The organism is Gordonia sp. UBA7860 (assembly GCF_002500165.1).
GTDB lineage: Bacteria > Actinomycetota > Actinomycetes > Mycobacteriales > Mycobacteriaceae > Gordonia > Gordonia sputi.
In genome coordinates this window covers 45708-57666 of record NZ_DLSO01000030.1, presented here as the reverse complement: position 1 = coordinate 57666, position 11959 = coordinate 45708, and the positions used below count along the sequence as shown (strand labels likewise).

Annotated in this window: 12 protein-coding genes; 3 read left to right on the top strand and 9 right to left on the bottom strand. The window is 62.9% G+C overall.

All coding sequences use genetic code 11. The annotated features are described in order from the left end of the window. Positions 1-107: 107 nt before the first annotated feature. Positions 108-401, top strand: coding sequence for a hypothetical protein (locus B3T59_RS04500; protein ID WP_005201837.1), 294 nt, complete (start codon positions 108-110; stop codon positions 399-401). 2 nt (positions 402-403) lie between these two features. On the opposite strand, the gene B3T59_RS04495 is transcribed toward B3T59_RS04500, so the two are convergent. The 3 genes from B3T59_RS04495 to B3T59_RS04485 are packed head-to-tail and all read right to left on the bottom strand — an operon-like array spanning position 404 to position 2836. Beyond that, positions 404-1558 (bottom strand): CaiB/BaiF CoA transferase family protein, encoded by a 1155-nt coding sequence (locus B3T59_RS04495; RefSeq protein WP_251722762.1) that lies wholly within the window; start codon positions 1556-1558, stop codon positions 404-406. Continuing rightward, a complete protein-coding gene (locus tag B3T59_RS04490; protein WP_064864506.1) occupies positions 1545-2420 on the bottom strand; it encodes an SDR family oxidoreductase in 876 nt (291 codons plus the stop codon). Before B3T59_RS04490 ends, B3T59_RS04495 begins: the two co-directional genes overlap by 14 nt. A gap of 8 nt (positions 2421-2428) precedes the next feature. Then, complete coding sequence (locus B3T59_RS04485; protein WP_251722760.1) at positions 2429-2836, bottom strand: MarR family winged helix-turn-helix transcriptional regulator; 408 nt, start codon at positions 2834-2836, stop codon at positions 2429-2431. 204 nt (positions 2837-3040) lie between these two features. On the opposite strand from B3T59_RS04485, the gene B3T59_RS04480 reads away from it, so the two are divergent. Both B3T59_RS04480 and B3T59_RS04475 read left to right on the top strand, forming a co-directional pair. Then, on the top strand, positions 3041-4537 hold the full coding sequence (locus tag B3T59_RS04480; protein ID WP_251722759.1) for an MFS transporter: 1497 nt from the start codon (positions 3041-3043) through the stop codon (positions 4535-4537). 66 nt (positions 4538-4603) lie between these two features. Continuing rightward, the gene (locus B3T59_RS04475; protein ID WP_251722758.1) at positions 4604-5263 is read left to right on the top strand and encodes a TMEM175 family protein; all 660 of its coding nucleotides are present in this window, start codon (positions 4604-4606) and stop codon (positions 5261-5263) included. 52 nt (positions 5264-5315) lie between these two features. On the opposite strand, the gene thpD is transcribed toward B3T59_RS04475, so the two are convergent. The 6 genes from thpD to B3T59_RS04445 all read right to left on the bottom strand — a co-directional run bounded on the left by thpD (position 5316) and on the right by B3T59_RS04445 (position 11861). Continuing rightward, a complete protein-coding gene (gene thpD, locus B3T59_RS04470) occupies positions 5316-6230 on the bottom strand; it encodes an ectoine hydroxylase (protein ID WP_064864512.1) in 915 nt (304 codons plus the stop codon). 195 nt (positions 6231-6425) lie between these two features. Further along, positions 6426-7535, bottom strand: a complete 1110-nt coding sequence (locus B3T59_RS04465) for an ABC transporter ATP-binding protein (RefSeq protein ID WP_005201843.1) — start codon at positions 7533-7535, stop codon at positions 6426-6428. A gap of 41 nt (positions 7536-7576) precedes the next feature. Beyond that, complete coding sequence (locus B3T59_RS04460) at positions 7577-8455, bottom strand: carbohydrate ABC transporter permease (RefSeq protein ID WP_251722756.1); 879 nt, start codon at positions 8453-8455, stop codon at positions 7577-7579. After that, a complete protein-coding gene (locus B3T59_RS04455; RefSeq protein ID WP_251722799.1) occupies positions 8455-9399 on the bottom strand; it encodes a carbohydrate ABC transporter permease in 945 nt (314 codons plus the stop codon). Before B3T59_RS04455 ends, B3T59_RS04460 begins: the two co-directional genes overlap by 1 nt. An 18-nt stretch (positions 9400-9417) precedes the next feature. Further along, the gene (locus B3T59_RS04450; RefSeq protein WP_251722755.1) at positions 9418-10746 is read right to left on the bottom strand and encodes an ABC transporter substrate-binding protein; all 1329 of its coding nucleotides are present in this window, start codon (positions 10744-10746) and stop codon (positions 9418-9420) included. A gap of 50 nt (positions 10747-10796) precedes the next feature. After that, positions 10797-11861: a sugar-binding transcriptional regulator gene (locus B3T59_RS04445; protein WP_251722754.1), complete on the bottom strand. Its 1065-nt coding sequence runs from the start codon at positions 11859-11861 to the stop codon at positions 10797-10799. Positions 11862-11959: the final 98 nt, after the last annotated feature.

Sequence of the window (11959 nt, the reverse complement as noted above, 5' to 3'; positions counted from 1 at the left end):
CGCGCATACCAATCGTGCCCTGTCGGCGCCCGAACTCGCCACCACCGGCCTTTGCCCGTGTGTCGAGTCCTGCCCGCAGGCCTGCCCAACTCCGTAGGATCGTCGCCATGAGGCAGGCAGACGGCACATACTTCGTGACGGCCGAGGAACTGGCCGCGTTCTACGACTCAGGCAAGAAGTATTGGTACATGCGTGACGACGGGTCGACGGATTTGTACTCCGACGAACTGATCATCACGCACGGCTGGCCGATCTATCTGATGGATCGCGACGAGAAGTGGTTCGCCAAGTGGAACGGCAACTACGAGAAGGCGGTCGAGGACGAGCTCAATCCGCATCTCCTCAAGAACTTCGAAGAGTTGATCACTGAGGGCGACTGGCCCAAGGATCACAACGAGTGACCTCAGCCCTCGTTGTCGGCGCCTAGTTCCGGCGGTCCACTGCGGTAGGTGACAGGCGTCGCCGACATCCGTATCGGGTTCGCGGTCGTCACGATCTTGCTGTCCGGGGTCGCGGCGCGCACGTCGATTCCGAGTTCGTCGGCGAAGTCGAACGCCTCGGCAACCGAGTTGATCGGTCCCGCAGGTACTCCCGCCGCTGTGAACTCGGCGTACCAGTGATCGGCATCCTTCGTGACGAGCACCATGGTGATCTCGTCGATCAATTCATCGCGGTGGGCAACGCGCGCCGAGTTCGACGTAAAGCGCTCGTCTGCAGCCAGTTCCGGGCGGCCGAGAACCTCGACAGCCTTCTCGAACTGACCATTGTTGCCGACAGCCAACGCGATCGGACGGGTTGCCGTCGAGAACACCTGGTAGGGAGTGATACTCGGATGGCGATTTCCCATCGGCGCGGGTACTACACCTGCGTTGAGAAACCCCGACGCCTGATTGACCAGCGACGACAACGACGCCGAGAACAGGTCGACGTCGACGCGCTGACCGTGTCCGGTCCGGTCGCGATGACGAAGTGCGGCAAGGATTCCCAAGCCCGCGTGCAATCCGGCGAGTACGTCGACGACCGCGACACCGACTTTCACCGGTTCGTCGGGTCCAGAGCCGGTGACACTCATCAATCCGCCGACCGCCTGAACGAGCAGGTCGTATCCGGGCAGTGCCGCGCCCCCGTCACGACCGAATCCGGTGATCGAGCAGTACACGAGATCTGGTCTTTCCGAACGCAATTGGTCATATCCCAGACCGAGACGCTCCATCGTCCCGGCCCGGAAGTTCTCGATCACGACGTCGGCCTGCAGCGCGATCGCGCGAGCGCGGGCCAGATCGTCCGGATCGCGTAGATCGAGCGTCACCGACTTCTTGTTGCGATTGACGGACGCGAAATAGGTTGCGGTGCCGTCGGCGGTGAACGGCGGCCCCCACGTCCTCGTGTCGTCCCCCACCCCCGGGCGTTCGATCTTGACGACGTCGGCGCCGAGGTCTGCGAGCATCATCGTCGCGTACGGACCGGCGAGCACGCGGGTGAAGTCGGCGACCACAAGGCCGTCGAGAGCTCCTGGTGCCCAATCATTCTCGGACGACGAACCTTCAGTATCTGGCAACACGACCCTCCTTGGGAGCCCGGTACATACGCCACAGTGTTCTCGGGACCTCGTGCAACGGCAGCCGGACCGGCCAATCGCGCGACCGGAGATACGCCTCCGTGCCGCCGTCGACAGTGACCACTGAACCCGACATGAAGTCGGCATCCGATGACAGCATGACCATGACCCACGCCGCGAGTTGTTCCGGCGTGCCGTACTCGCGCAACGGAACCGGGAACGACCGGACGTTCTTGCCCGACGCACCTTCTAGCTGCGCCTGCAACAGCGGGGTCATCACCGGACCCGGCGCGATCACGTTCAACCGGATACCCGCGCCTGCCCAGTCGAGATCGGTACCGTGCACACGACACCATTGGGTCACAGCGAGTTTCGACGCCGCGTAAGCGACCGGCCCCGACAGTGCCTTACCTCGGCGTCGGATGATCGTGGCCGCCCCAGCCGCGTCGCCCTTCATCAGTCTGCGCACCGCGGACTTCGGCACGAACGGCGTGGAGGTCGTCGAATTGGAGCCGAAGACAACCACTTTCGCCTTGTTCGACGCCGCGAGCGCGTCGCGCAACCCGCTGAGCAGTTCTGTGACACCGAAGGTGTTGACCTCGACAATCGCGCGTTCTGCACCCGCCTTGGGCCCGACTCCCGCGGCCAGCACGGCGCCGTCGAGCTCACCGTCACAGAGTGCGAGAATGGCCGCGACGGCGGCGCCTCGACCGTCGGACGTCGCGAGGTCGGCGACGACGTCGGCGTCACGCTGATCGACACCGATGACGGTGTGCCCTTGTGCCCGAAGGGATTCGGCCACTGCGCAGCCCATTCCAGAGGCGGCTCCGGTGACCACGTATCGCCGCGGAGCGTCGGCCATCGTGCCTCCTATCCGTGTCGCCGCCGGTTGCGGTCGTCGTCGGCCAGCGTACGGTCATACGCATTGTTGAACGCGTGGAGTTGGCGAAACAACGCCTCCGGAGATCCGGGCCCCATGTCGGAGAGCACACGCTCGAGGCGTCGCGCACGTAGCAGGCCGTCGTGCTCGAACGCGTCGAGACCCGCTTTCGTCGGCCTGACCTGCTTGCTGATCGATCCCGCGACGTCGAAGCGCTCGAGATAGCCGTGCTTGATCGCCGCGTTCACCTGCCGGTTGACGGTCGACTGCTCCAGTTGCATGGCATCGGTCAGCTGTCGCAGGGTGCGGGGCCTGCCATCGGACAGTATCCAGAGCAGGTTGAAAGCGGAGACCTCGAGGATCGAGTCGGGATCGACGTGCGAACGACGGCGCGTCATGCGGAGGAATTCCTCCGCGAGATCGCGATAAAGGGGCGAAGGCCAGGGTGCGTACTCATCGCTCGAGTCGTCGGTGCCGCTCACGCGTTCCCTCGTCACACGAATTCCCTTCGCCCTCAACACTGTCCACTATGTCCGAAATATCCCTAGCGATTAGGCATATGTAGTTTACATATGTATTGTGCATATCCCAAGGAGGTGTCCATGTCCGACACACAATCTTCCCCTGCTGCAGAAACTTCACTGCCGCATGCGGAGAACAAGACCGCGACCGGCGCGGTCGCCACCGTGATCGCCCTGTGCCTCGGCGGACTCGTCGCCGCGTTGATGCAGACACTCGTGATCCCGATCCAACCTGAACTGCCACAGTTGCTCGGCACGTCGCGCTCGAACGCCTCGTGGGTCATCACCGCTACGCTGCTCGCCGCAGCTGTGGCCATGCCCATCGCGGGCCGACTCGGTGACATGTTCGGAAAGCAGCGAGTGCTGGTCGGCTCGGGCGTCCTACTCGTCGTCGGCTCGGTTGTGTGTGCACTGAGCGACTCGGTCATCCCGATGATCATCGGTCGCGCCATCCAGGGCCTCGCGATGGGCTTCATCCCGGTGGGCATCAGCCTCATGCGCGAGGTGACTCCGCCGAAGATCACCTCGATGGCCATCGCCGCGATGAGCGCGACCTTGGGTGTCGGCGGTGCGATCGGCCTGCCGCTGTCTGCGTGGATCGCACAGACATGGAACTGGCACGCCCTGTTCTGGGTCGCCGCGGCTCTCGGCGCCGTCGTGCTGGCGCTGGTCGTCGTCGTCGTGCCGCACGTGCCCGACGCCACCGGTGGCCGCCTCGACATCGTCGGCGCCATCGGCCTGGCCATCGGACTGTGCGCCGCGCTCATCGCCGTCTCCAAGGGCAACGACTGGGGCTGGGCATCCGGCACCACGCTGGGACTGCTGGCTGCGGGCATCGTCGTTCTGATCGCGTGGGGTTTCTACCAGCTGCGCACCACAGACCCGCTCGTCGACCTGCGTACCACCGCGCGGCCGTCGGTGCTGCTGACCAATATCGCCGCCATCGCGATCGGCTTCGGCATGATGGCTCAGTCGGTGGTCATCCCGGCGCTGCTGGAGATGCCGAAGGAAACCGGGATCGGACTCGGCCAGACCATGCTGGCAGCCGGGCTTTGGATGGCACCAGGTGGACTGATGATGCTGGTCTTCTCTCCGGTGTCGGGCATCCTGATCAACAAGATCGGCGCCAAATACACGCTGGCCATCGGTGCGACCGTTCTCGGCGTGGGTTACCTGATCGCACTGTTCTTGATGAACTCGCCGTGGCAGCTCATGATCGCATCGATCATCGCGGCTTCTGGCGTCGGAATCGGGTACGCGGCCATGCCGACACTGATCATGGGTTCGGTACCCATGACCGAGGCCGGTTCCGCCGTGGGCCTCAACGGATTGATGCGCTCGATCGGTACCACGGTCTCGTCTGCCGTGATGGCGGTGCTGCTGACCACAGCAACCGTCTCGATGGGGGGACAGGACATGCCGTCACACACTTCGTTCCGGCTGTGCTTCCTCGTCGGAGCCATCGCCGCTTTCGTGGGCGTCGCGATCACGCTGACGATCCCGAAGCGCGGTCCGCAGCCGGTACCGACGGCGACGCCGTCGTCCGACGACGCGCAGGCGGTCGGCAGCACCAGCTGAGTCCGAAGACCTCCCGGCCGGGATACCGTCGACATCAGACGACGGATCCGACCGGGAGGTCTTTGCATGACGGCACCGGACCAGAGGCAGCGATTCTCGGCTCTGCCGACCAGCCGCGTCGAAGCCTTCTCCGACGGCGTGTTCGCCATCGCCGTCACGATCATCGTGCTCAGTCTGGTCGATCCACGACACGAACCAGGTCAACTGTTTCCGTCGCTCGTCGCACATTGGCCCGACTACGTCGCCTATACGGCAGGATTCATCTACGTCGGTGTCATCTGGCTCAACCACCATCAGGCCTTCGCCCGAATCCGCTACGCCAATCGGCCGCTACTCGCACTCAACCTCGGCGTTCTCTTCACGACGTCGCTCATCGCATTCCCCACCGCCGTCGTCTCCGACGCGTTGCGTGAGGATCTCACCGGCGCCGACGCCCGCACCGCCGTCGCGCTCTACGCGCTGATCACAGCTGCGATGTGTGCCAGTTGGGTTCTCTTGTACGCCTATCTGATTCGACGTCCGGACCTACTTGCCGACGGCGTGGAACCGAACTACACGCGGCACGGGGTGTGGCGGTCGGTGGCGGGAATCGGGCTCTATCTGATTGCCGGACTACTCGGCTTCTTCGTCTACCCGCTCATTGCGCTCGTCGTCTTTCCGATCCTTCCGTTGTTCTACTTTCTCACCTCGGAGGGACTCGGGTTCGCCGACGCCCTGACCGACTGATCCGACCGGGCATGCGGCCGTCCGGCGGCAGCGCACTCGGCCGGTTGGCCGCTCAGCGGTGTGCGAGGTAGTCCGGTCGGGGTGCATCGGCGGCAAAAGGTTCTTGCAGCGCATTCGATTTCGCGTTGAACACGACGAAGAGGTTGCTACGCGGGTACGGCGTGATGTTGCCCGACGATGCGTGCATGCAGTTCGAGTCGAAGTAGAGCGCCGACCCCGCAGGCCCGGTGATCATGTCGATGCCGTGTTCGTCTGCGAGCGTTGTCACGTCGGACTCCTCGGGAGTCCCGAACGGCGGACGGTAGGAGACCAACGACTGGTTGTGGTAGTCGTCGGGGGTCCGTCCAACACATCCGACGAACTGCTTGTGCGAACCCGGAATGATCATCAGGGCCCCGTTGGTCAGGAGGTTGGGCGTGAGCGCGAGCGAGACACTGAGCGCACGGGGCGTCGGCATGCCGTCCTCGGCGTGCCACGTCTCGAAATCGGAGTGCCAGTAGAACGGACCACCAGCGAATCCCGGCTTCAGATTGATCCGGCTCTGGTGGATGTAGACGTCGTCTCCGAGTATCTGCCGTGCGACGCCTGCGATCTCGGTGCGCTCGCAGATCTCCGCGATCGCGTCGCTGAGGTGGTGCACCGCGAAGAGTGATCGCACCTCACCGTTCGACGATTCGCGGATCACGCGCTCGTCGTCTCCCAACCTGTCCGTGATCGAGGCGACCTCGGTCAGGCATGTGTCGATATCGTTGTCGGACAATACGTTTTCAGCTGTGTGGTATCCCCGGTCGCGGTAGCCATCGATCTCCGCGGTCGACAGCGGACCCTGCTGGTCCTGTGCCCACACGACGGGGTGTGGGCGGGGTTCGATCTCTCCGTGATCCGCGAGCCGTGTTCGGTACACGTCCACGGGGCGGCTGGCCGTTCGAGTTTCTGTGATCAACGCTGATCCTTCCTCAATCTGCATTTCGCCATGGTCGAGTGTTGGTGCAGCGGAGCCGCAGCGTACTCGTACCGGCCTGCAGACGGCGGGTGGGCACGAAACCACACCGCGGCCCATGCACTCGCGGAGTCTACGTACCCAAAGACGGTGCGTCGACCATCGAAAGGGTCCATAGACCACCGAAAAGTCGGTGCCAACTGCACAGATGGCCAGGAGAAATCAGTTCAGCCGCTCCCCCGTCTCGGGATGGAAGAGGTGTACCGCGCGATCGGCCTGGCGCAGTCGGATGCCGTCGCCCCTCTTGGCCGGTGCGCGATCGGCGGATCGGATCACCACGGTCATCGGGTCGCCGTCGAGATTTCTGATCGAGTCGTCGACCAGAGACGCGTACACATAGGTCTCACTACCGAGTTCCTCGAGAAGAGCGACGTCGGCGTCGATACCGGCATCCCCGTCATCGGCCAGTGCAAGGTGCTCAGGACGGATACCGACGGTCACTGACGACACACCGGACTTACGCAGCGCCGCTTGAGATTCTGCGTCGAGATCGACACTCGCTTTGCCGATACCCACCGCGCCGTCGGTGACCGGAGCGGTGAACAGGTTCATCGACGGCGACCCGATGAAGCCTGCCACGAATGCGTTGCGAGGTCGGTCATAAAGTTCGGTCGGAGTGGAGAACTGTTGCAGCACCCCGTTCTTCAGTACGGCGACCCGATCGCCCATCGTCATGGCCTCTACCTGGTCGTGGGTCACATACACCGTCGTGGTGCCGAGCCGACGCTGCAGTGCGGCGATCTGAGTTCTGGTTTGCACGCGGAGCTTGGCGTCGAGGTTCGACAACGGCTCATCCATGCAGAACACCTGCGGTTCACGCACGATCGCACGGCCCATCGCCACACGTTGCCGTTGCCCACCCGAGAGTTTCGCGGGTTTGCGATCGAGGAAGTCGGTGAGGTCGAGCAGCTTTGCCGCCTCGGCAACCTTGGCTTTACGCTCGTCTGCGGGCACTCCCCGCATCTTGAGCGCAAATCCCATGTTCTCCCCGACCGTCTTGTTGGGGTAGAGCGCGTAGTTCTGGAACACCATCGCGATATCCCTATCCTTGGGCGCAACACCCACCATGCTGTTCCCGCCGATATGGATTGCGCCGGAGTCGATCTCCTCGAGACCTGCAAGCATTCGAAGGGCCGTCGACTTGCCGGATCCCGAGGGACCGACCAGAACGATGAATTCGCCGTCCTCGATGTCGAGGTCGAGTGAGTCGACAGCCAGTTTCTCGGCTCCGGGATAAACGCAGCAGGCCTTGTCGTAGGTGATGGAAGCCATTGTGAACTCCTGTGTGTGCTGAATGTTGGATTGTCTGTTGACTACTTGATGGCGCCGAAGGACAGTCCGCGGACGAGCTTGTTCTGCGCGATCCACCCGCAAACGACGACGGGAAGTGCAGTCAAGACCGACGCCGCAGACAGTTGCGCCCAGTACAGTCCCTGCCCCGACATGAACCCGGTGAGGAACACCGGCATGGTCTGCGCGTTGACCGCGGTCATGTTGACGGCGAAAAAGAATTCGTTCCACGAGAAGATGACGCATATCAGTGCAGTGGCAGCGATACCGGGTGAGATGAGCGGCAAGATCACCTCGCGCACGGCGGTCCACATACTCGCGCCGTCGATACTGGCCGCCTCCAACAGTTCTCCGGGCACTTCGAGGAAGAACGACCGCATCATCCACACTGCAATCGGCAGGTTCATCGCCGTGTACAGAATGATCAACGTCCAGACGTTGTCGAGCATCCCCAGTTTTCCGACGATCACGTACAGCGGGATAATGGCCGCGACGATGGGCAACATCTTCGTACTGATGAAGAAGAACAGAGCGTCCTTGGTTTTACGCACCGGGCGCAGCGACAGCGCGAAAGCTGCTGGTACACCGAGAAGCAACACCAGGATCGTCGAGACCACGGTGGCGCACAACGAATTCAGCAGCGGGGTGCCGATCCCGGCGTCGAACACATTGCGGAACTGCTGCAGGGTGGGCGTGAAGAAGAAGGTGGGCGGGTTGGTTGCCGCGTCACTCTCCTGCTTGAACGCCGTCAGTACCATCCACAACACCGGGAAGAAGAACCCTATGGCGAGTATCCAGGTGATCGCGGTCAGCACACCGCCGCGCGGATCGCGTCGACGTCGGATGATCGGGGTCGGCGTCGAGGGAGACCTCGACGTTGTCGGGGTGGCGGTGGCGGTCATCAGGCTGCCTCCTCGGTTCCGGTGAATGATTTGAAGATCAGTCGAAGTGCCAGCGATGCAACGACTATCGTCCCGATGACAGTGACGACACCCATCGCGGCGGCCTGGCCGATGTCGAATCCGAGAAACGCCCGCTGGTAGATGTAAAACGACAGGTTGGAACTGGCAACACCCGGCCCGCCCGCCGTCATCATGTAGACCGCGTCGAAGGTGTTGACCAGATAGATTGCACCGAGTACCGTGCCCAGTTCGATGAAGCGACGCAGGTGTGGGAGCGTCAGCTCGCGGAACAGCCGGAAGCTGGTCGCACCGTCGACTCGCGCTGCCTCCTGGATGTCGCGCGGCATCGACTGCAGTCCAGCGAGAATGAGAAGCATCATGAACGGCGTCCACTGCCAGATCAATTCGGCCATCACACTCATGAGTGGGAACTGCGACAACCAGTCGACGTGAATCCCCAGCGGACTGAGCGCCCAGTTGACCAGGCCGTTGGTCGGCGAGAGCAGGCTCGTCTTCCACAGGAGCGCCGACGCAACGGGTGTCACCAGGAACGGGGTGATGAGCAGGGTGCGTACGATCCCTCGTCCCAAGAACTTTCGGTCGAGCAGCAGCGCGAAGATCAGCCCCAACACCACCGAGATCAGCACCGTTCCCACAATCAGCACGATGGTGTTGAGCGTGACCTTCCAGAACTGGCTATCGGAGAAGACGGCGCCGTAGTTGTCGAGTCCGACGAATCGACGCGAACCGGGGCGGACCAGGTTCCAGGACTGTGTCGAGTAGTAGAGGGTGAACACGAACGGAATCTGTGTCACCACGATCATGAAGATCAGCGCGGGTAGCAGCGGTCCCCGCCTGCGCCAACCCTCGGCGCGCGTGATCTGGTCGCGCTTGGACGTTACCGCCTTACCCGAACCGGCGTCGGGTTGCGCCGGCGGTGTCATGACTGCAGTCGCCATGGTCTACCTCTCCCTCTGATAGGACTTACCGACGACCTGCGCGTACTGCTGCGCCTGCTCCAGTGCGTCATGAACACTGATCTGACCTGCGATCGCGGCCGAGATCTGTTGGCTGACACGGGTACCGAGGTCCTGGAACTCTGGGATCGCGAGGAACTGGATTCCGGTGTAGGGCACCGGCTTGAGCGTCGGCTTGAGCTGATCTGCCGCCTGCATCGCCGACAGCGTCTGCTCGGCGAACGGCTGCGAGATCTTCTGATAAGCGGGCAACTGATACGTCGACAATCTGCTGCCCGGCGGGACATGCGTCGCGCCGAGTGTCGTGGCGACGTGCTGGATGTAGCGCTTGTTGGTCATCCAGTCGATGAACTTCCACGCGTCGTCCTTGTTGTCGCTACTCGACGGAATGCCGAGCGACCAGGTGTAGAGCCACCCGTTGTCCTTCTTGGCCATCGTCGGCGCGGGCAGATAGCCGACGTCGCCGGCGATGGTCGAGTCGTCGGGGCTCTCCAGCACGGACACCGCCGACGTCGCGTCGTACCACATGGCAACCTGCCCCTGCGACATCAGGTTTCCGCATTCCTGGAAACCGGACGACGAGGCACCGGCCTCGCCGGATCGGCGAACCGTGTCGACGTACATCTGCACCGCAGCCTCGGCCTCCGGGCTGGTTAGTTGAGCGTTCCAGTCCTCGTCGAACCAACGTCCCCCGTACGCGTTGATCACCGTGTTGAGCGGCGCAAGCACCTCGCCCCACCCGGGCTTGCCACGTAGGCAGATTCCGGCTGTCTTGTCGTTGGTGAGCTTGCGAGCGGCGTCGGCGACCTGCGGCCACGTCGGGGTGGCGGGCAGACTCACACCCGCTTGCGCGAACAGCTTCTTGTTGTACATGAGGAATGACGACTCACCGTAGAAGGGCGCCGAGTACATCTGCCCGTTGTAGGAAAGTGCTGATTTGAGCGAGGGAATGAAATCGTCTGCGTCGTAAGACGAGTCGGCATTCATGTAGGGCGTCAGGTTGACCAGCCAGCCATATTTTGCCCACATGGGTGTCTCGTAGTTGCTGATCATCACCACGTCGAATTCGCCACCGCCGGTCGAGACCGACGCGGTGATCTTCGCTCGTGCCTCGTTCTCCGACAACGTCACGAACTTGACGTGCACTCCCGGATTCTGTTGTTCGAACTGCTCGGAGAGCTTGACGGCGTCTTGCATCTGCGAGTTCGACACCATGGCGACGGTGACCTCTCGGCTGCCTCCGCCAAGCGAACCCGCGCCCGAACACCCTGTGACGAATGCGAGTGATGCAGCGGCACACACCGCGGCCACCATGTATGTCGTCCGTCGTCGCGCGGCGCGAAGACTTCGTTGTCTCAGTGACCTCACTGTCGGCCTTTCTCTTGCATGACAAGCCATTCGGCGGTTTCGGTGTCGGTCACCAGAATGGTGGCGAAACCGCCGCGCAGGGCTCCGAGTATCGATTCACGGCGGTGAACTCCACCGGATACGAGAATGGATGTGGGACAGGCGCGCACGGCATCGAGCGGCACAGACACCGTCCGTTCCACGAGGCTCGACGAAACGGGCTCGCCCGCGGCGTCGTAGAAGCGTCCGCCGATCTCTCCCACCGCGCCCAGCTCGATGAGCTCGTCGAGCACGATGGCGTCGATGTACGCACCCTCGAACAGCGTCGTCGAGGTGGACACGGAGCCCACTCCGAAGAGCATGATGTGAGCACCCCGCGCCGCGGAAAGCGATTGGGACAGAATCGAATCGCGGTTGAGGGCGGTGACGGTCTCTGCGTCGACGTAGAGCGGGGCGACCAACCGCAGTGGTTGCGCATGCAATCGTTCAGAGAATCTCGCGAGCGCATGATCGACGCCGGTGTGGTACTCGACGGATGTCATCGAACCATCCATCTGGACCACCCGTTGACACGACGCCGAGGCGCTCATCGCATCGGCTACCGCGACTTGTTCAGGGCCCCAGGTGAATCCGAATGTATCCGTGGGCTGGATTCGGCGTGCGAGGACCGAAGCCCCGGCCCTGCCGAGTGCAGCGTTACCGGATGTGGTCCCGTCGGCGACCTCATCGATGACCAGCGCCTCATCGAGTCCGAATGCCTGCTCGACGCTCCGCTCGACATCGGTGTGAATCGACGCGGAGAGGTGCGGCGGAGCCGAAACCGTCACCTGGACGAGGCCCTGCGCCCGAGCACGTGCCACGAGCCGCCCAGCGGTCGGGCGTGAGACGCCGAGACGCGCGGCGATCTCGGCTTGGGTCAAGCCCTCGAGGTGGTACATCGTTGCCGCTCGGACCAGCAACCTCAGATCCGATCCACTATCCGACGTCGCGCGAGACGTCGAACGTGAAGAGGTGCCGGCACCGGAATGCGTCGCCTCGGCTCGGGTCTGTGCCGGTGTCTTGTTGCGTGTCGCCATGAGCATCGCCTGTTCGCGTGATGTCGACTGGTGAGCATTTGCTCACTAGCGGTGAATGTGCTCAATACGCTAACATCCGTGATGTGAGCTATGCAACATCCTCG